21 protein-coding genes and 5 tRNA genes are annotated in these 20,663 nt (G+C 36.2%); 2 read left to right on the top strand and 24 right to left on the bottom strand.

Features of this window, described 5'->3' with window-relative positions; all coding sequences use genetic code 11:
- Positions 1-91 precede the first annotated feature (91 nt).
- From rplL to tamL, 19 genes are all read right to left on the bottom strand, one after another.
- The gene (rplL, locus tag BZG01_RS05140) at positions 92-463 is read right to left on the bottom strand and encodes a 50S ribosomal protein L7/L12 (RefSeq protein WP_101308769.1); all 372 of its coding nucleotides are present in this window, start codon (positions 461-463) and stop codon (positions 92-94) included.
- Between the two features lie 37 nt (positions 464-500).
- The gene (gene rplJ / locus BZG01_RS05145; RefSeq protein ID WP_101308770.1) at positions 501-1,019 is read right to left on the bottom strand and encodes a 50S ribosomal protein L10; all 519 of its coding nucleotides are present in this window, start codon (positions 1,017-1,019) and stop codon (positions 501-503) included.
- A gap of 30 nt (positions 1,020-1,049) precedes the next feature.
- Positions 1,050-1,745: a 50S ribosomal protein L1 gene (rplA, locus tag BZG01_RS05150; RefSeq protein ID WP_101308771.1), complete on the bottom strand. Its 696-nt coding sequence runs from the start codon at positions 1,743-1,745 to the stop codon at positions 1,050-1,052.
- A gap of 20 nt (positions 1,746-1,765) precedes the next feature.
- Positions 1,766-2,209, bottom strand: coding sequence for a 50S ribosomal protein L11 (gene rplK / locus BZG01_RS05155; protein ID WP_101308772.1), 444 nt, complete (start codon positions 2,207-2,209; stop codon positions 1,766-1,768).
- A gap of 23 nt (positions 2,210-2,232) precedes the next feature.
- Entirely contained in the window at positions 2,233-2,781 is a 549-nt protein-coding gene (gene nusG, locus BZG01_RS05160; RefSeq protein WP_101308773.1) for a transcription termination/antitermination protein NusG, read from the bottom strand.
- A gap of 15 nt (positions 2,782-2,796) precedes the next feature.
- A complete protein-coding gene (gene secE / locus BZG01_RS05165) occupies positions 2,797-2,988 on the bottom strand; it encodes a preprotein translocase subunit SecE (protein WP_101308774.1) in 192 nt (63 codons plus the stop codon).
- 18 nt (positions 2,989-3,006) lie between these two features.
- Positions 3,007-3,079 (bottom strand) — tRNA-Trp (locus BZG01_RS05170).
- 49 nt (positions 3,080-3,128) lie between these two features.
- Complete coding sequence (gene tuf, locus BZG01_RS05175) at positions 3,129-4,316, bottom strand: elongation factor Tu (RefSeq protein ID WP_101308775.1); 1,188 nt, start codon at positions 4,314-4,316, stop codon at positions 3,129-3,131.
- Between the two features lie 57 nt (positions 4,317-4,373).
- Positions 4,374-4,445: transfer RNA gene (locus BZG01_RS05180), tRNA-Thr, on the bottom strand.
- A 15-nt stretch (positions 4,446-4,460) separates the two neighbouring features.
- Positions 4,461-4,533: transfer RNA gene (locus BZG01_RS05185), tRNA-Gly, on the bottom strand.
- Between the two features lie 35 nt (positions 4,534-4,568).
- Positions 4,569-4,650, bottom strand: a tRNA-Tyr gene (locus BZG01_RS05190).
- 13 nt (positions 4,651-4,663) lie between these two features.
- Positions 4,664-4,737: transfer RNA gene (locus tag BZG01_RS05195), tRNA-Thr, on the bottom strand.
- Between the two features lie 104 nt (positions 4,738-4,841).
- Positions 4,842-5,138: a ribosome hibernation-promoting factor, HPF/YfiA family gene (gene hpf / locus BZG01_RS05200; RefSeq protein ID WP_101308776.1), complete on the bottom strand. Its 297-nt coding sequence runs from the start codon at positions 5,136-5,138 to the stop codon at positions 4,842-4,844.
- A gap of 19 nt (positions 5,139-5,157) precedes the next feature.
- The gene (locus BZG01_RS05205) at positions 5,158-6,036 is read right to left on the bottom strand and encodes a tyrosine-type recombinase/integrase (RefSeq protein WP_101308777.1); all 879 of its coding nucleotides are present in this window, start codon (positions 6,034-6,036) and stop codon (positions 5,158-5,160) included.
- A 71-nt stretch (positions 6,037-6,107) separates the two neighbouring features.
- A complete protein-coding gene (gene rpsU, locus BZG01_RS05210; RefSeq protein ID WP_101263213.1) occupies positions 6,108-6,299 on the bottom strand; it encodes a 30S ribosomal protein S21 in 192 nt (63 codons plus the stop codon).
- Positions 6,300-6,480: 181 nt separating this feature from the next.
- Positions 6,481-7,584: a helix-hairpin-helix domain-containing protein gene (locus tag BZG01_RS05215; protein WP_101308778.1), complete on the bottom strand. Its 1,104-nt coding sequence runs from the start codon at positions 7,582-7,584 to the stop codon at positions 6,481-6,483.
- Between the two features lie 51 nt (positions 7,585-7,635).
- Positions 7,636-9,003 carry a sodium-dependent transporter gene (locus BZG01_RS05220; RefSeq protein ID WP_101308779.1) on the bottom strand — a complete coding sequence of 456 codons (1,368 nt, stop codon included), beginning with the start codon at positions 9,001-9,003 and terminating at the stop codon, positions 7,636-7,638.
- A gap of 152 nt (positions 9,004-9,155) precedes the next feature.
- Positions 9,156-10,232, bottom strand: a complete 1,077-nt coding sequence (fbaA, locus tag BZG01_RS05225; RefSeq protein WP_180327227.1) for a class II fructose-bisphosphate aldolase — start codon at positions 10,230-10,232, stop codon at positions 9,156-9,158.
- Between the two features lie 126 nt (positions 10,233-10,358).
- On the bottom strand, positions 10,359-12,752 hold the full coding sequence (gene tamL / locus BZG01_RS05230) for a translocation and assembly module lipoprotein TamL (RefSeq protein ID WP_101308781.1): 2,394 nt from the start codon (positions 12,750-12,752) through the stop codon (positions 10,359-10,361).
- A 108-nt stretch (positions 12,753-12,860) separates the two neighbouring features.
- On the opposite strand from tamL, the gene BZG01_RS05235 reads away from it, so the two are divergent.
- The gene (locus BZG01_RS05235) at positions 12,861-13,631 is read left to right on the top strand and encodes a TrmH family RNA methyltransferase (protein ID WP_101308782.1); all 771 of its coding nucleotides are present in this window, start codon (positions 12,861-12,863) and stop codon (positions 13,629-13,631) included.
- Here the strand turns inward: BZG01_RS05235 and BZG01_RS05240 are convergent, their stop codons facing one another.
- The 4 genes from BZG01_RS05240 to purL all read right to left on the bottom strand — a co-directional run bounded on the left by BZG01_RS05240 (position 13,632) and on the right by purL (position 19,000).
- Positions 13,632-15,200, bottom strand: a complete 1,569-nt coding sequence (locus BZG01_RS05240; RefSeq protein WP_101308783.1) for an NAD(P)/FAD-dependent oxidoreductase — start codon at positions 15,198-15,200, stop codon at positions 13,632-13,634.
- A 29-nt stretch (positions 15,201-15,229) separates the two neighbouring features.
- The gene (porT, locus tag BZG01_RS05245) at positions 15,230-15,934 is read right to left on the bottom strand and encodes a type IX secretion/gliding motility protein PorT/SprT (RefSeq protein WP_143470839.1); all 705 of its coding nucleotides are present in this window, start codon (positions 15,932-15,934) and stop codon (positions 15,230-15,232) included.
- 41 nt (positions 15,935-15,975) lie between these two features.
- Positions 15,976-16,704, bottom strand: coding sequence for a bifunctional demethylmenaquinone methyltransferase/2-methoxy-6-polyprenyl-1,4-benzoquinol methylase UbiE (gene ubiE, locus BZG01_RS05250; RefSeq protein ID WP_218973009.1), 729 nt, complete (start codon positions 16,702-16,704; stop codon positions 15,976-15,978).
- Positions 16,705-16,843: 139 nt separating this feature from the next.
- Entirely contained in the window at positions 16,844-19,000 is a 2,157-nt protein-coding gene (purL, locus tag BZG01_RS05255; protein ID WP_180327228.1) for a phosphoribosylformylglycinamidine synthase subunit PurL, read from the bottom strand.
- 142 nt (positions 19,001-19,142) lie between these two features.
- On the opposite strand from purL, the gene BZG01_RS05260 reads away from it, so the two are divergent.
- Positions 19,143-19,901 carry an SDR family oxidoreductase gene (locus BZG01_RS05260; protein ID WP_101308870.1) on the top strand — a complete coding sequence of 253 codons (759 nt, stop codon included), beginning with the start codon at positions 19,143-19,145 and terminating at the stop codon, positions 19,899-19,901.
- Between the two features lie 14 nt (positions 19,902-19,915).
- On the opposite strand, the gene BZG01_RS05265 is transcribed toward BZG01_RS05260, so the two are convergent.
- The gene (locus BZG01_RS05265) at positions 19,916-20,566 is read right to left on the bottom strand and encodes a Rossmann-fold NAD(P)-binding domain-containing protein (RefSeq protein WP_180327229.1); all 651 of its coding nucleotides are present in this window, start codon (positions 20,564-20,566) and stop codon (positions 19,916-19,918) included.
- Between the last annotated feature and the right edge of the window lie 97 nt (positions 20,567-20,663).

Here is a 20,663-nt window from a genome sequence, read left to right on the forward strand (position 1 = left end):
TGAACCTAAACGATAATAAACAACAAAAAGGCTTAGAGTCCCGGTTAGGAACTCTAAACCAAAATAACCCTATATATAGGTTTTAGCGCTTCTATTTAAGTTCAACTTCAGCTCCAGCTTCTTCTAATTGTGCTTTTAGTGCTTCAGCTTCTTCCTTAGAAACTTTTTCTTTCAATGGAGCTGGTGCAGCATCAACTGCAGCTTTAGCTTCTTTTAATCCAAGACCAGTTAATTCCTTAACCAATTTCACAACAGCTAGTTTAGAACCACCTGCTGATTTAAGAATTACATCGAATTCACTTTGTTCAGCAGTAGCTTCAGCACCACCTGCTGCAGGAGCAGCAACAGCAGCAGCAGCAGCTGGCTCAATTCCGTACTCATCTTTCAAAATAGTAGCTAACTCACTTACTTCCTTAACAGTCAAATTAACTAATTCTTCTGCAAACTTTTTTAAATCTGCCATTTTCCTTCAGTTTTTAAAATTTAATTTACTAAATATATTACTCTTTTTCTGAAAGTGTTTTCACAACACCAGCTAGGATATTCTTTCCTGATTCCAAGGAAGAAATAACATTCTTGATTGGAGATTGAAGCAATGCAACGATATCACCAATAAGTTCTTCTTTAGATTTGATTGAACAAAGAGCATTCAACTCATTGTCTCCAATATAAAGCGATTCTTCAACAAACGCCGCTTTCAGGATAGGTTTATCATGTCCCTTACGGAACTCTTTGATAAGCTTTGCAGGTAAATTTCCGGTTTCTGCCAACATAAGAGAAGTAGATCCCTTAAGTGCAACATTTAAACCTTCAAAATCACCTTCTGCTTTTTCCAAAGCAATTCGAAGAAGTGTATTCTTCACTACAACCAATTTTACTTCTTTTTCAAAACAAATTCTACGAAGAGAAGATGTTTTTTCTGCACTCATTCCTGAGATGTCAGTAAGATAAAAATGGTTTGAAGCGTTGATTTCCTCCGTCAAGCTATCAATAATCTGAATTTTTTGTTCCCTTTTCATGATTACTAAGGTCTTGATTAAAAATTAAAATTAGTCAAGAATAGACTTGACATCCACCTGAATACCAAGGCTCATTGTACTTGACAGGTATACACTCTTGATATAAGTTCCTTTGGCTGCAGAAGGCTTCAATTTATTGATCATGCCAACAAATTCTTTAGCATTCTCATGAATTTTGTCTACATCAAAAGATACTTTACCAATGGATGAGTGAATAATACCATATTTATCGACCTTAAAATCAATCTTTCCAGCTTTCACTTCGGTAACTGCCTTAGCAATATCCATTGTTACAGTACCAGATTTAGGATTTGGCATCAAACCACGTGGTCCTAAAACTCGTCCTAAAGCACCAACTTTTGCCATAACAGTTGGCATGGTGATGATAACATCAATGTCAGTCCATCCTCCTTTGATCTTGGCAACATAATCGTCAAGGCCAACATGGTCAGCACCTGCAGCTCTGGCTTCTTCTTCCTTATCAGGAGTACAAAGTACCAGAACACGAACATTTTTACCAGTACCATGAGGAAGGGTAACAACACCACGAACCATTTGGTTAGCTTTTCTTGGGTCAACTCCTAAGCGAACATCCATATCCATTGAGGCGTCAAATTTGGTGAAAGTAATCTCCTTAACCAACTTTGCTGCTTCGTCGATAGAATATAGCTTACCAGTCTCCACTTTCTCTGAAGCTAACTTACTATTTTTTGTTAGTTTACCCATTTTACTTGCAGTATTTATAATTATTGATTAAGAGGATTATCACCACTAATAGTGACACCCATACTTCTTGCTGTTCCAGCAACCATACTCATGGCGCTTTCTAATTTAAAAGCATTCAAATCTTTCATCTTTCCTTCTGCGATCTCGCGAACTTGATCCCAGGAAATAGAACCAACCTTAACACGGTTTGATTCAGCAGAACCAGATTTTAATTTAGCAGCTTCCAGAATTTGAACAGCAACGGGAGGAGTTTTCGTAATAAATTCAAAAGAACTATCAGAATAAACTGTAATCACAACTGGAATTACTTTTCCAGCCTGATCTTGAGTTCTTGCATTGAATTGCTTACAAAAATCCATAATATTAACCCCTTTAGACCCTAATGCCGGTCCAACTGGGGGTGAAGGATTTGCAGCACCACCTTTGATCTGCAATTTTATTAATCCTGCAACTTCTTTAGCCATAGCTTTCTTTTCTAAGGATTTAATTATTCTTTTTCTACTTGCATGAAACTTAATTCAAGAGGAGTCTTTCTTCCGAAGATTTTAACCATAACTTTCAGTTTCTTCTTCTCAGCATTCACCTCTTCAATCACACCAGTAAAACCATTAAACGGTCCATCCGTTACCTTAATCATTTCTCCAACAAAATAAGGAATACTAATCTCCTCATGTTTACCAGATAATTCATCAACCTTTCCAAGAATGCGGTTCACTTCTGACATTCGCATTGGTGTTGGGTCGCCGCCTTTAGTATCCCCCAGGAAGCCAATCACATTCGTGATACCACGAAGGATGTGAGGAATTTCGCCAACGAGTGCTGCTTCAATAAGAATATAGCCAGGTAAGAATATTCTTTCCTTGCTTATTTTCTTACCGTTGCGCACTTGAAATACTCTTTCGGTAGGAATTAGAACCTGTGATACATACTCCTGCAGACCTAGATTAGAAATTTCACTATCAATATATTCTTTGACTTTCTTTTCTTTTCCTCCGACAGTCCTAAGAACATACCATTTTCTATCAATTTCAACCATGTTTTCTTTCAGGAATTAGTAAAACATACTGTATATAATATCCATCAAATTCTTGAACCCAAAGTCCATAGCGAAAATCGCTGTTGCAATAATAGCGGAAGCAACCATTACAACGATCGCACTACTTTGAAGTTCAGACCATGATGGCCAAGATACTTTCTGAACTAGTTCTTTATAAACTTCTTCAAAATAAATTTTTAGTTTCATAAGGCTTGTTTGTCTTTGCACGGGTGGAGAGACTCGAACTCCCGACACCTGGTTTTGGAGACCAGTGCTCTACCAACTGAGCTACACCCGTCTATATTAAGATTGATCCGGAAAAAACCAGATCAATCTCTATATATTTATTACTCAATAATTTCAGTAATCTGACCAGCACCTACAGTTCTACCACCTTCACGCATAGCAAAACGTAAACCTATAGAACAAGCAACCGGAGTGATTAATTCAACATTAATAGTAACGTTATCACCTGGCATTACCATCTCAACTCCTTCTGGAAGTGTAATCTCACCAGTTACATCAAGAGTTCTGATATAGAACTGAGGACGGTATTTATTATGGAATGGAGTGTGACGTCCACCTTCTTCTTTCTTCAACACATAAATCTCAGCTTTGATTTTTGTATGAGGAGTAATAGTTTTAGGATGACAAATAACCATACCACGTTTGATAGAAGATTTTTCAATACCTCTCAACAACAAACCAACGTTATCTCCAGCTTGACCTTCATCCAAAATCTTACGGAACATTTCAACACCAGTACAAACTGTTTTCATACCTTCAGCACCTAAACCGATAATCTGAAGTTCTTCACCAGTTTTAACAATACCAGTTTCGATACGACCTGTTGCAACAGTACCACGACCTGTGATAGAGAATACATCCTCGATTGGCATCAAGAAAGGTTTATCTACATCACGAGGAGGAAGTGGAATCCATGAATCAACAGCAGCCATAAGTTCAAGAATTTTTTCTTCCCATTCTGGCTCACCATTCAATCCACCAAGTGCAGATCCAGCGATGATTGGAGTATTATCCCCATCAAATTCGTAAAAATCTAAAAGTTCACGAACTTCCATTTCTACTAACTCCAGCATCTCTTCATCGTCAACCATGTCAACCTTGTTCAAGAAAACAACCATTTTAGGTACGTTTACCTGACGAGCCAACAAGATGTGCTCACGAGTTTGAGGCATAGGACCATCAGTTGCAGCACAAACCAAAATAGCACCATCCATCTGAGCAGCACCAGTTACCATGTTCTTTACGTAATCCGCGTGACCAGGACAGTCAACGTGAGCGTAATGACGATTCTCAGTTGAATATTCAACGTGAGCAGTATTAATCGTAATACCTCTTTCTTTTTCTTCAGGTGCGTTATCGATAGAATCGAAAGACTTTATTTCGCAATATCCTTTTTTTGCTAACACAGTTGTGATCGCTGCAGTCAAGGTTGTTTTACCGTGATCTACGTGACCAATGGTACCGATATTTACGTGTGGTTTTGACCTGTCAAAATGTTCTTTAGCCATAACTCAAAAAGTTAATTAAAATTAGACAACAATTAAAAACAATACAATATATTTCTGAGCCATTGATGAGAATTGAACTCATGACCTCTTCCTTACCAAGGAAGCGCTCTACCCCTGAGCTACAACGGCAATCACAAAAATGTGAGCGGGAAACGAGACTCAAACTCGCGACCCTCAGCTTGGAAGGCTGATGCTCTATCAACTGAGCTATTCCCGCAAAAAAGAAACATTACTATTTCTTCTATAATTCTGTGGGGAGAGCAGGATTCGAACCTACGAAGACGATGTCAGCGGAGTTACAGTCCGCCCCAGTTGGCCACTTTGGTATCTCCCCAAAAAAATTACCGAGCCGATAGAGGGATTCGAACCCACGACCTGCTGATTACAAATCAGCTGCTCTGACCAACTGAGCTACATCGGCAACTTACAAACCATCTATTTAACAGGCATACTTTTCCCTGAAAATGGTTTGCAAATGTAAAAATATTTTAAATTTATCACAAGCTAATCGAACATTTTTTACGATTATTTTGCGCGAAGTTTTTCTTTGTGTTTCACAAGCTGACGACGAAGAGCTTCAATCACCATATCTGTAGACTCTTCAAAGCTTTGACTTTGCTTTTTCGCAAACAAATCAGCGCCTTTCAAATCTAAAATGATTTCCACAACTTTATTTTCTGCAGTAACTGACTTCTCCAAACGAAGAAAAACCTCAACCCCTACAATATCATCATCAAGCTTCATCAACTTATCCAATTTACTCTGAATAAAAGCTTCAAGCTTATTATCAGCAACAAAACCAATTGATTGAATATTTACCATACTATTACCTCCACATTTATTATGCTCTTGGATGAGCTTGTTTATATACTTTATTTAAACGCTCGAATGTAGTATGAGTATAAATTTGGGTCGCAGAAAGATTGGAATGTCCAAGTAATTCTTTAACCGCATTCAATTCAGCCCCGTTGTTTAGCAAATGTGTGGCGAACGTATGACGCAACACATGAGGACTTCGCTTGGCAAGCGTTGTAATCTTCGATAAGTGTTTTGTCACAATCCGATACAACAACTTTTCGTATACAGGCACCCCCTTTTTAGTTACAAAAAGAAAATCACTCCTCTCTTCAAAAGTTCTGCTTCTTTCTTCAAGATATTCATCAAGAAGCTTTTCAAGACCTTTGCTTACCGGAATGATCCTTTCCTTATTTCGTTTACCTAAGACCTTCACCAAAGAGGTTCCCCGATCAAAACTAGCAATTTTAAGATTCATCAATTCGGACAATCGCATGCCTGTCTGATAAAACATTTCAACAACTAATCTATCTCTAACCCCTTCAAACCCTTCGCCAAATTCAACTTCCCGCAGCAACTGCATTGCATGCTCAGCAACAAACCCAGGGAGTTTCTTCCCTTGCCGTGGCCCAACAACCCGATCCATAGGATTGGTGTCAACAACAGATTCCCGCAATAAGAATTTAAAAAAGGATTTCAAAGAAGACAATTTCCTATTTACTGTTCGTGAAGAGTTACCTTCATTCATTAAAAAAACGATCCATTTCCGCACACTTTTAAAATCCACATCTTTGACTTCCTCAACTTCATTTTTCGACATAAAATCAAAAAACTGAGTCAAATCACAATCATAAGATAGAATAGTATGTACCGAATATCGTTTTTCGAATTGTAAATAAGACAGAAAAGATTCCTTATAACTCATACATCCAGGATATTTACCCAACAGGATAATCCAAGATACAAAAAATTAAGATATCAAGGAATAAAAAGAAATTAATCTTCGTTCTGCTGCATGTTCTGAACGTAGATAGCATGAAGTTTCTCTACTCTTTTCTTCACAGAAGGTTTTGTATAAACCTGTCTTCCTCTTAGTTCTTTGATTACTCCAGTCTTTTCGAATTTTCTTTTGAATTTTTTCAAGGCTCTTTCAATGTTTTCGCCTTCTTTCATAGGAATAATAATCATAATTTTCTCCTTTAAATATTAATTTTTCTTACTGAGCCGCAAATTTATCAATTCATTCACTATAATTCAAATATATTCGAAGAAAAGTACACAAATTTACTTCAATTAAAGAAATTATAGTCCTTAGCGGGAGCACAAAGATAGCAAATAACCAATCCCTTCTCCACTTACAGACAACTTTCTAGTTTAATTCCAAATAAGGAGTCAATTTTAAAAATATTGAATCGGGGATTAATTTATGAGTTTGCAATTGATCAACAGAGGTAAAATTGCCATTTCGCTCTCGATAACGGATAATATCTTTTGCGGTTCGTTGATTGATATAAGGGTGTTTTTTTAATCGCAGCGCATCAAAAGAATTTATCATTAGCCTTCTGATAGAAATTGAATCGACACAAATACTGGATTCGATTCGAATCAATTTTTCTTTTGATATACCGTAAACTTCCAGCAATTGATCTTTCGAAACAAATCCGCCCAACAAATCCCGATACTTAACAATTCGCAATGAAAGCACAGAACCGATTCCCGGTAATTGCTTTAGTTGATTCGTATCAGAACTATTAAGTTGAACAAGTATTTTATTGGAAGGAATTTCACTATTAGATTTAACAACTATCTTCACATAAGGCAGAAGCTCCACAAACTTAACAGAATCAAAACCATAAATCTTTTTTAAATCGGTTGCCTGCCTAAAATTTCCTCCGGCTGCTATATAATTTTTAATACGAATGCTTATCCTTTTATTAACGCCTAAGCTATCCCATTCTTTCAAGGATATTACATTTGGATCAAAAGCAAATAGATTGTATTCTTTTCCAGTATTTATCCGGCTCTCTTTTTTAATATTTTCATCACCAGAAATACGAATGTAATTGCTTAATAACTCAAGGTCAGATTCATTAATTCCATAGATTTTAAGAAGATCAATTTTCGCCTTAAATTTTCCGCCTTTGTTTCTGAACTTAATTAGATTGTTGATTTGAAAAGAGGTCAAACCGAGATTGATCAGTTCTTCTTTACCCGCCTTATTGGGATCAAAGAAATCTAAATTCGCAATTTTAATTTGCTCCTTCTTATTTACTTCTTTATTTTCAATCAAAGAGATAAGACTATCAATTTGGTTTTGTTTTTTTCGATCAATTACAAATTCAGAAGCTTCGCCGGACTTAAAAAAAAAAGGTGAAAAGTACATTACCATCAACAATACAACCAGTATTATTATACCATTTCTCTCTGAAGCTGAATAAGAAAAATATTCTCTAAAAATGTGTTTAAATTTCATCGGTATTGAAGTGTGCGATTAACACTTAACAATATCGCATTATTATGACAGTTATCCAAAATTAAACAGGCCTAATCCATGTAAGAAAACTATTGCGATGGCACCTGGAGCTATAAACTTCACCAAGAAAATGAACACTGCGAGTAACCAATTTACGATACTTGCTCCTTTTGCCAACTCCTTTTCTATTTTTTTTCTTCCTAAATACCACCCTACAAATAAGGAGATAAATAGTCCTCCAAGCGGAAGAAGTATATTGGCTGAAATCCAATCCAACAAATCAAAAAAGTTCAAACCAAACATTGTGTACTCTTTTAACACTCCCATTGACAAAGAACAAAATACTCCAATAACAGAAATCATTACAGTTGCTAAAATAGTTGAAAAATTCCGTTTCAAATTAAGTTCTTCCCGAAAATACGCCACCACAACTTCGAGTATTGATATTGACGACGTTAAGGCAGCAACTGTTAGTAAGAGAAAAAACAAAATTGCAAAGAAGAAACCACCTGGCATTTGCTGAAAAACATTGGGCAAGGTAATAAATACAAGGCCTGGACCACTACTCGGCTCAATTCCAAATGCAAATACCGCAGGAAAAATTGCTATTCCTGCTAATATTGCAATCACAGTATCAGCAATAGTAACCTGAAGAGCTGTAACAGCAATATTATTCTTATCATCAATGTAAGAGCCATAAGTTACCAGTGTTCCCATCCCCAAACTCAAAGAAAAAAACGCATGCCCCAAAGCACTCAAGATTCCATCTCCTGTCAGTTTTGAAAAATCAGGGTTAAAAAGAAACCTTAACCCTTCTGAAGCACCATCAAGGGTAACCGACCTAATACAAAGAACAATGATTATCACAACAAGAAGTGGCATCAGGAACTTGGCATATTTTTCAATTCCATCTTTTACACCAATTATTACGATCGCCATTGTCATGACCATAAATAAAAGCTGATATAGAATTGGTGATACAGGACTCTCAATAAAATTCACAAACATGGACTCCATCTCATTTGGACTCTTTGCAGCGAAACTACCTGTGGCAGCCTTAACAATGTAATCGATACTCCAACCTGCAACAACCCCATAAAATGCCAAAATCATTACTGCAGCAGCAACACCAAGCATTCCTACAAGTTTCCATGGAGAATTTGGAGCTAAATACTTAAAGGCTCCGAATACATTTCGTCTGGATTTACGTCCAATTGCCAATTCAGAGAGCATAACAGGCAATCCAATAAGAGCTATAAATCCTAAATACACAAATAAAAATGCGGCTCCACCATATACTCCGGTGATGTATGGAAACTTCCAGATATTCCCCAAACCAACAGCAGAGCCAGCCGCAGCCGCAATTACACCAAATTTACTTGAAAACACATCGCGGGAAGAGAGCTTATCTTTATTCATTTGTTCTTTTTAGTTGCCTGCATTTTAATTCGAAGAATTCCAAATTTGCTAAAATTAACTTCAAATTCAAAAACACGATTGATGTTTAGAATCATTGAAAACAAAAAACCCGGAAAAAATCCGGGTTTTAAATATTTTGAGAGAAGGTAAATTTAGTTACGTCCTACCCCATTTAAATCTTCGAAAGCCTTAACCAGTCTATTTTTCATAGAAACCTCACCTGCGCGCAACCATACACGGGGATCGTAATATTTCTTATTTGGCTTATCATCTCCTTCAGGGTTTCCAATTTGACCTTGCAGGTAATCGTGATTCTTAGCTTCGAAAGCACGAATTCCGTCCCAACATGCCCACTGAGTATCAGTATCGATATTCATTTTAACAACTCCGTAAGAGATTGCTTCACGAATTTCTTCAACACTTGAACCTGATCCACCATGGAAAACAAAATCAACTGTATTTTTCGCAACTCCATATTTCTCTGAAATGAAAGATTGAGAATTCAATAGTATTTTTGGAGTTAAAACTACGTTACCTGGTTTATAAACACCATGAACATTACCAAAAGAAGCAGCAATTGTAAAACGAGAAGAAACTTTTAATAACGTTTCGTAAGCCAATGCAACATCTGCAGGTTGTGTATACAATAATGAGTTATCCATATCTGAATTATCAACACCATCTTCTTCTCCACCAGTACAGCCTAATTCAATTTCAATGGTCATACCCATTTTATCCATACGCTCTAAATACTTAGCGCAAGTACCAATATTTTCTTCCAACGGCTCTTCAGATAAATCTAACATGTGTGAGCTAAATAATGGTTTTCCTGTTTCTGCAAAAAAGGTTTCACCTGCATCCAATAAACCATCGATCCAAGGAAGTAGTTTTTTAGCCGCATGATCGGTATGCAGAATAACTGGAATACCATAATGTTCTGCTACTGCGTGAACATATTTAGCACCTGCAACAGCACCAATAACAGCTGCACCTTGTCCTTCTGCAACAATTCCTTTTCCTGCGAAAAATGAAGCACCACCATTTGAGAACTGAATAATGATTGGGGAATTAACTTCACGTGCAGCCTCAAGAGCAGCATTGATTGAGTTGGTTCCAATAACATTTACAGCAGGAATAGCAAATCCTTCTTCTTTAGCAATTTGAAATAATTTTTGCACGTCGTTACCAGTTACAACACCTGGCTTAACTACATCTAATACTCGTTTCATAATAATATTTTTTATCGGATAGTTCTAAATAAAATCGGCTGGGAAGTCAATTTGCCACGAAGTTAAAAAGAAATTATAGATTTTGCACTGTTTTGGATATAAGAAAATTACGCAAACGAATGCGATTTAAAAAGGATATCCAATTCCAATATTAAAGGTAAGTTGACTAAATTTAAACGGACGGTGAGCAATAATCCACCTTTCCCCAACTCCTAAAGAAGGATCGTGTAATTTTAAACCTAAATCAATACGGAAAAGAATAAAATTCAAATCAACACGAGTTCCAAAGCCTGTTCCTAAGGCAATTTCTTTATAAAACCTGTCAAATTTAAAATCAGCTCCAACACGATCATCTTTTTTCGAGATTGCCCAAATATTACCGGCATCTACAAATAGGGCTCCTTCCAAAACCCAGAATAATTTAAAACGATATTCCAAATTGGCTTCAAGTTTTAAATCTGCCGAATTGTTTGGATAAATTGCTGCATCATCTGAAGAATATGAGCCCGGACCTAATGAACGTACTTGCCAAGCTCTTATACCATTTGCTCCACCTGAAAAATAACTCTTCTCAAATGGTAATACCTCTAAGTTTCCATAAGGCAAACCCGCCCCAAGAAAAACCCGATAAACCATTGTATTAGCTTTATTGATGTGATGACTAAACCGATATTCAATATCACTCTTTAAATACTGGGCAAATCGAATTCCAATAAAATCATAATAGGTACCTTCTATATTCCCCGAATCGTTGTAGTCATTTTTTTCAGTTTTCCCAATCAACCTATTAATTGCTTTAAGGCTATTTCCTGCCGACTCAAAATTAAATCTGAGGTAATTATAATCCCCAGGCATATTAATGTTCTGATCATTATATATCAATGAATACCTACTGGTAGTAATTACGTGATCTGTAAATGAATTTTTAATGTATAAATTACTTATTGATCCCAGAAAATCTTCACTTAAGTTTTTAACGTCAACAAAATTCAACTCTACCAGATTAAGTGTGTGTTGTAAGTATTTTGAAGACTTCCAGACATAACCAAAACTAGCATCGGCAATAGTTCGGGTATAATCAGGTCGTTCCTGAAAATTATACGACAAAGAAAATACTGTTTTAGGATTGTAAGATTTTCTGAATTTCTCGGCAGTTAACAAAGGCAATAAAAATTTCGGAATGCTCAGTTTTGATTCAACTCCGTATTCCGACGAACTAAAATTTGTTTGCTCATTAGATTTTAAGGTTTCCTTCGCTGTTGAAAATTGCAGATCAAAAATTTCTGCCCCACCAAATAAATTTTTGTGCTGGTAATTTAAATTTCCAGCAAATCCAATATTCCCGGATGAATTAGTTCCTTCAAATTCGATGGAGTAAGACTGCTGATCGTGAGGAGTTAATTGAATAATGCAATTTAAACTGCCAAATTCCTCGTCATTAGATTCTAAATTTTCTTCAAATTTCACATTTAGAAACTTAAACTGACCTAAAGATTGCAGGCGGCTGTATGTTTGTTCTACTGATTTTAGATTGTAGAGTTCATTTTTACGAATCAATATAGAAGATAAGATTACGTCCGGCTTAATTTTAATCTTTTTCCTATAAATAAAACCAACTCCCTCATATTGAATGGTATCCAAATCCATTAAATACTTCTCATCATTCATCAACATCAACTTAGGATCGTACTCGGTAAATATTGATACTTTGTTGATTCTGTATTTTTTAACGGCTTTACTATCTTCAGGTGTTTTAACCCCAACAAAAACATCCATTTTGCTGGCTTTATTAGTACTATCCATAATAAAATGAATGTACTCTCTGGAAAAATTAAAGTACCCTTGATTCTTTAACAATTTTGAAATTCTGATCCTCTCCTTATTCAAAACGTCAGAATCCACTTTATCTCCTAACCGAACATCTGAATTACTTTTATCGGAAACAATATATTTACGAATTAGAGTGGAATCAGACATCTCTCCCTTCTCCTGAAAAGGGGAAAGAAAATTATAAGGAAGTTCGTTTATTTCCCGATAAACATTCCGATAACGATAAGGTTCATTTGATTTTATAAAGTAATATACTTTGGCTTTTTTTCTTTTAAAGCTTACAGAATCCCTAACTTCGGCATTGAAGTAGCCTTTTTTCTGCAAATAAATCTCCAATTGCCGCAGAGACCGCTTTGTTTGAAAATCCTCATAAATAACCGGCTCCTCACCAATTCTTCTTAACCATTTGTTAAATCCTTTCTCTTTATCCTTACCGGATAAATTATATAACCCCAAGTGGAATTTCCAAACACCTAAAATCTTTAAATTAGGAGTTTGCTTTACATTGCGCTTTAATTCATTTGTTGGAATAGACTTATCGTCAGAATTAACAACAACCTTATTCAATAGATATTCACCTTCACCAACATATTTTGTAGTAGAACAAGCACCTAATAATAAAAGCAGGCCTGCCAAAAAAAATAAAATAGGGAAATTATAACTACTTTTGTATTTCTCGTATGATTTCAAATATAATAACAGTATTATTCGGTTTAAAATACGACAAAGATACTTAACTTCAATGATATATTCTTGGCTTTAACAGCCTTTAAATGATAATTTTTCAAAATAAAAACCGTGCTATCCAAAAATCAAATCAAACTGATAACCAGCCTTCAACAGAAAAAATACAGGGATCAGCATCAGCTTTTCGTAGCAGAAGGAAATAAATTAGTATCAGATCTTGTTGAGGCGAAAACCGAAGTTGAATTTCTTATTTACACCAAAGAATGGAAAGAATGTAATTCTATTTACAACAAAGCAAAAATCAACAATCGTATTGAAACAGATGCGACTCAAATAAAAAAAATCAGCTCTTTAAAAACACCGTCAACGGTAGTTGCTGTTTTTAAAATCCCATCTCAACTTATAAACGAAACAGTCATTCAGGATTCATTGTCTTTGATTCTTGATGATGTTCAGGATCCCGGAAATTTGGGTACCATAATAAGAATAGCCGACTGGTTTGGTATAAAGCATATATTCTGTTCTCGCAACACCGTCGATCTTTACAATTCAAAAGTGATTCAAGCTACCATGGGAGCCATTTCAAATGTAAATATCATCTATACAGATCTTGAAAAATTAATTTTGAAATATAAAACACCTGATTTCCCTGTTTACGGTACCTTTCTTGAAGGAGAAATCATCTACAATTGTCAACTTCAGAAAAAGGGATTTATCATTATGGGAAATGAAGGAAAAGGTGTTTCTGAAACGATTCAAAAGTTAGTAACCAACAAACTCTACATTCCTGATTTCCCAAATGGACAAGCCACTTCAGAGTCTCTTAACGTATCAGTTGCGGCCTCTATTATTTGTTCAGAATTCAGGAGACAAGAATTCTAGTTATTTATTCGGATTTTGATATCTGTCGAATGCATCGGCACATTGCTCTCCGTCCATTGCTGCAGATACGATTCCTCCGGCATAACCAGCACCTTCGCCACAAGGAAACAAGCCTTCAATTCGGATGTGCTGAAAACTTTCTCTTTCTCTGGGAATTCGCACAGGTGATGATGTTCTTGACTCTACACCCAAAATTACGGCCTCATTAGTCAGAAAACCTTTGGACTTTTGCCCAAACACTTTAAATCCCTCCTGCAAACGGAATCGAATATGCTCCGGCAACCACTCATGCATGGGAGAAGATACAATTCCAGGTTGATAAGACGTTTTGGGTAAAGAACTACTCTTTTTCCCATTCACAAAATCGTTCATTCGTTGAGCAGGAGCGGTTAAATTTTCGCCACCTTCAACAAATGCTCTTTCTTCCAATTCTTCCTGAAAATACAAACCCGCCAAAGCACCATATTGCTGATACTCTTTCAAATCCCGAGTGCGAATTTCAACAGCCATACCCGAATTTGCAAAAGCTGTATTTCTATTCGAAGAAGACATTCCGTTAACAACCTGTTGTCTGTCTCCTGTTGCTGCAGGAACAATTACGCCTCCCGGACACATGCAAAATGAGTACACACCCCGGTCTTCCACCTGATGGACAAAACTGTAACTTGCTGCAGGAAGATAATCACCCCGCCCTGCAGGATTGTGATATTGAATTTGATCAATCAACTCTTGCGAATGCTCAATTCGAACGCCCATTGCAAATGATTTAGCCTCTATCTCAATTCCCCGTTTGTGGAGCTTTCGATATACATCACGGGCAGAATGGCCTGTTGCCAGTATTACTCCCTCTCCAACAATTTCCTCACCACTTTCAGTAATAACACCACAAATTCGATCGCCTTCCAAAACATAATCAACCACCTTCGTTGAAAAATGTACCTGTCCACCAGCTTTTAGAATATTTTCACGTATTCGAACAATTACCTTTGGCAGAACATCAGTACCAATGTGTGGATGTGCATCAAATAAAATGTCATCCTGAGCACCATGAAAATGTAAAACGTTCAAAATTTTCTTAAGATCTCCACGCTTCTTGGAGCGAGTATACAATTTACCGTCGGAGAATGTTCCTGCTCCTCCTTCGCCAAAACTATAATTAGAGTCCGGATTTACATTTCGAGTCCGATGTAATTCTCCCAAATCTTTCTTTCTGTCCTCAACACTTTTGCCTCTTTCCAAAACAATTGGCTGATATCCCAGTTCAATTAATCGAAGAGCGGCAAACAAACCTGCGGGTCCTGCACCAACCACAATCACTTTCTTTTCACCTGCAACATTAGAATAATCGAATGCAAATTCTTCGGATTGAGGGAATTCTCCCCCACAGGCAACACGAAACCGAAGATTAACTAAAATGTTTCTCCGACGTGCGTCAATCGATTTTCTCAGAATTTTTATTCCATGAATCTGCGAAACATTCACACCTAATTTTTTAGCTAAAATAGGTAGGTAATATTTTTTGTCTGAAGCATCCTTCGGACTTAATACTATATCTAATTCGGTAATCATTCTAAGAAAATATTATGAGATGAAAATCCCTATTCGAAATGAAAGGAAAGAGTAATGATTTTAGAATTCACTTTCCTAAAAGCATCGGTGTAAGCTTCATATCCCGGATTATCAATATCATATTCATGATTCATAATATCCTTTAATCCGATTGCAAATTTCAATTCAGTCGCAAGCTTAAAATAGGGTAAATAAAAATCGATCCCCGCTCCCAACTCTAAATACATATCTGTGTTTTTGAGCCTCACCAGCATATCGTTTTCCGGATCTAAAGCATCCTGCGATTGCACATCAATTTTAAAACTTGCACCTCCAATTAAATAAGGACGATAATTATTCAGCCGTCTGGCTCTATATTTTAGCAATAAAGGAAGATTTACTAATACAGATTCAACATTAACCTCTTCCACATCCAGATTAGAATATCTTATGGTTCGCTGTCCAAATTCCAAGCCAGGCAAAAATCGCAGAGACCAATCTTCGTGCAAACGTAAATCAGAAACAATTCCAACCGTAAAGCCCGGAGAGAAAACAACCTGTTCTGCACGGGCATCACCTTTCCCGGAATTATATATCGCAAAATCCATGCTGTTCACACCCAAAGTAAACCCAAAATGCAACCATTTCTGATCTATTTTTTGATAGTTTAAAATGCTCTCGGCTTTATATCCTCTCTGTGAAAAACAGGATAAAAAGCTAAGCAATAACAACAGTATAAATAGTATTCTTTTCAAATTTCGGAATGCTTTTAAGTATAAACCTACAAAATACTCTTTTATTGTACTGGTTTGGTTCCAATGTAAATAGAGGCAATTCCAAAACTCAACTTTATTTGCTCAACATCAACAAAACCACAGGATTTATATATTTCCAGGAAATTCTCTCCATCAGGAAAAGCTCCTACAGATTCCGGTAAGTAGGTATATGCTGAACTGTCCTTAGAAACCATTTTACCCCAGAAAGGAAGTATATTAAAAAAGTAAAAATTGTAAAATTGTTTTACCGGAAAATTTTTAGGTTTTGAAAATTCAAGAACAACCACTTTTCCTCCCGGACGCACAACACGATTCATTTCTTGTAATCCTTTTTCTAAATTCTCGAAATTACGAACACCAAAAGCTACAGTTATTGCATCGAATGAGTTATCATCAAACTTAATATTTTCTGAATCTCCTTCAAATAATTCTATTTTATCCTGAAGATTTTTCTTGGCAATCTTCTCCCGGCCTACCGCAAGCATTTCAGTTGAAATATCAATTCCTGTCACTTTATCAGGATTTAATTTCAAACAAGCCAAGGCAAAATCGCCCGTTCCTGTTGCAATATCCAAAAGTTGCCTGGGTTGAATGGATTGTAATAATTTAACAGCTTTCCTTCTCCAAAGCTTATCAATTCCCATGGATAAAAAATGATTCAAAAAATCATATTTCCTTGCAATATTATTAAACATCAGGGCAACCTGATCTTTTTTGCTTTTATCTAAATCTTTATAGGGATTTACCACGAATAAAAAAATCTAATGATTAAAATGTACAGCCCGCAGACCAATTTAATTATAAAGGCACAAATATAGTGAATGAAAAACAAAGAACCATTACTTGATTCTTTGTTAAAAAGTTAAACACTCATATTGTTCTAAAAACTCACTTAATTGCTTTTTGTTGATATCCTTTTTTATATTCGTCAATGGAACCATATGAAATATCATCAATTCTTAACTCCCCCTTGGTGACATGACCCAAAGTAGAAAACCGAACTCCACTCTCCATCATCATGTCCACAAAACGATCTTCGTTTTCCATGGAGACAGAAACGACCACCCGCCCTTGGGCTTCCCCAAACAAGAATGCATCCTGACGTATTTCAGCAGGAGAGGTAATATCAAAACCAAATCCTAATGGCATAGATGATTCTATTAAATTAAAGAAAAGGCCACCTCTTTCAACGGAATGAGCAGAGCTAATCAATTTCTTCTCAATTAAATTGGCAACAGTCCAATTAATAGCTTTCTCTTCATCAAGATTGAAGTAAGGAACACCAACATTACACTTCTTATGAATTGAGCACAAGTATTCAGAACCTGAAATATCATTTCGGGATTCCCCAACCAAAAAAATTACATCACCCTTATTTCTGTACATATACGACATGTGATTCGTCTTCGGGCTAATAACACCAAGCATACCAATTATTGGGGTTGGATTTATGGCAACCCGTTTTCCAAGCACCGAGCTTTCATTATAAAAACTCACATTTCCTCCGACAACCGGAGTGTCGAAAAATTCGCTGGCATTGGAAATTCCTTTAATGGTTTCCACAAATTGTGAAAAAACATTTTCTTCTAAAGGGCTGCCAAAATTCAAACAATCGTTAAGTGCCAAAGGCTTTCCCCCTGAACAAACAATACGTCGAACTGCTCTGGCAATATTAATTTGCGCACCCAAATTTGGATTATTGAATGAATAAACTGAATTACCTGATACTGTAAAACAAAGAGCTCTACCATTTGAATTCTTCATTGATATCTGAGCATCGGAAGGCGACTGGTTTGTTTCCTCTTCAAAATCAAGTTGCAAAGACTCCTTAATTATCAAATTTGGATTATTGACCATTTGATTAATCACCTTCCAGTAATTATCAGGTTCAGGAACAATCTCTAAAAAATCAACATCTTTTTCTTTGAGGATAGGATGATGCTTTCTATTTGATTGAGGAGCGCCATATCCCATCACTAAATCATGTGCATTTAATTCCGCTACTACATTTGAAGCCTCAGTAAACCGAATCGTTTTATCATCAGTTATTTCTCCTATTTTACCACATGGAATCCTGGCTTTCTCAAATACACTAAAAACTAAATCCTGCTTATCTTTATCAATAACCAGCATCATTCTTTCTTGCGTTCTTGATAAAAGAACTTGTTCCAAACCTAATCCTGGCTGATTAAGAGGTATTTGATTTAGATCAATATCTACACCATGTTTTGCATGTACACTTATAGACGCTACAGCATTAACGATGCCGGCCATATCTAAATTCTCGATACGAACAATTGCATTTTCATCATTCAGTTTAAGAATACTGTCAATTAATACACTTCCAATATCGGGATTCCCTTTTGGGATTGTGAAATTTTCATCCTGACCAAAAACGCCTTCTGCACCAGTCGAATTACCAACAATCAGAATCAACTGGCCCGGAATCATTTTCCTGTTAAGCAGTAATTTTTCCTTTGGAACAATTCCAGCAACCAGAATATTAACAAGAGGATTTGTATCATAGCAGGAATTAAAACAAACCTCTCCTCCCATTTTTTCCATATAAAGAACGGAGGAATAATCACGAATACCCTTCACCACCTCATCCATTAACCATTTGGTTCGATCCAAAGAAGCTTCACCAAAACGCAGTGAATTTAAAATAACTATCGGTTTTGCCCCAACGGATACGATATCACGACAAACATCACCTACACAGGTTGCTGCTCCTTGATAAGGATCTATTCCACTGGGATGATTGTGTGTTCCCATTTTAAAAACACAATATTCCCCGTTTCCAATATCAACAACCCCGGCATTGGACTGGCGAGCTCCGGAAATAATATTTGCTCCTGTATTTGGGAATGAATTTATCCAATTAAAAGAACTCTTGTAAGAAACATTTTCGGACCACATTACAGAATAAATCTGTAATTCCAATAAATTAGGTAGTCGTCCAAGATTTTTAGAAATCCTTTCAAATCCCTCTTGGTTAATTCCCAAATCTTCTGCTAATTGTATCGAAACGTCCTGATTTATCATAGTGAAAGAGTTTAGGTGATAATATTTAAAATTAAAAAAAATAAGATAGTAACACGAATAATCCCAGTAGTTTTTAACTTTACTACCTCGATAAAAATCATAAGATATTCTGAAGTGAAATCTGAATAAATTTTCAAATACAATGAACAAAATTGCATTTATAACAGGAGCGACTGCAGGCATTGGCGAAGCTTGTGCTAAAAAATTAGCCAAAATAGGATTTGACTTAATTATTTCGGGACGACGAAAAGAAAATCTGGAAAAATTAAAACAAGAAATAATTGCAGATTACCATGTAAAGATTTTAGCAATTGAATTGGATGTAAGAAATCAAAAAGAAGTTGAATCAAAGATAAACTCTCTGCCTAAGGAATGGATTAAAATTGATTTGCTGTTAAACAATGCAGGATTAGCGGTTGGTGTATCTCCTGTTCAGGAAGGAATAATTGACGATTGGGAAAGAATGATTGATACCAATTTAAAAGGCCTTCTATACGTAACAAGAACAATTAGCCCTTTAATGATTGAGAGAAAAAAAGGACAAATTATTAACATTACTTCAATAGCCGGAAAAGAAGTTTACCCGGGTGGAAATGTGTATTGCGCAACAAAACATGCGGTTGATGCCATCACAAAAGGAATGAGAATTGATTTACTGCCTCACAATATTAAGGTTTCTTCTATTGCTCCGGGAATGGTTGAAACAGAGTTTTCACTGGTGCGGTTTAAAGGTGATTCGGAAAAAGCAGAACAGGTATATAATGGATTTACACCTCTTTATGCCGAAGATATTGCCGAAACAGTTGAGTTTATTGCCACCAGACCAGCTCACGTCAACATCAATGATATTTTGATAATGCCTGCTAACCAGGCCTCTGCAAGAGATGTTAACAGAGCCTAGAGAATACAGGTTTATTATTGGGTTTTGGATATTTCTTCAGATTCAATAATCCACCTGCCTAAAATATTTTTTTTAGAATTTTGATGAATTGTCTTCGCCAGCTGATCTCCGGTAACGGCTGCAATTCTTTTCAATTTACCAACAAAAAGAAAATTCAAATTTCGGCTGATCCATGCAGCAAATGCTTCGAAAGGCCGAAATTCTTTTCTATTTCCGTAAATCACTGATGGACGATAAATAACTACTGTTTCGAAATTCAGTGAATTAATAAAACATTCAAGCTCCCCCTTCACCTTTTGATAAAAGAAAATGGATTGAGGGCTTGCCCATATTGCACTTACTAAATGAAACTCTTTTATGCAATGCATCTCACAAAGTTTTGCAAAATGCGTAATGTACTCAAAGTCTACTTTTCGAAAATTATCCTTCGATTGAGCTTTTCGAATGGTTGTTCCAAAACAACAGAAAGCAATATCGCAGCACTCAGGAATATTTTCAGATGAAAGAGCTTCAAAATCTACCTTAATTTGGATAAATTTTTCATCAACAAGGTCAATCTCACTTCGTACCAATGCACAAACCTGAGTATAATCGCTGTCCTTTACCAGAAGTTCAATTAATTTCCTTCCTGTAAAACCCGATCCTCCAATGACGAGTGCTTTCATGTGTCTGAATTTGTTTTTTATTGCCATATAGCCTGTCCCGAACTTGTTTCGGGAGAACTCGCCAGCTTAGTCATCCTCGTGTGTAAGAAAAGTCTTC

It is taken from the genome of Labilibaculum manganireducens (genome assembly GCF_002843385.1).
Taxonomy (GTDB): domain Bacteria; phylum Bacteroidota; class Bacteroidia; order Bacteroidales; family Marinifilaceae; genus Labilibaculum; species Labilibaculum manganireducens.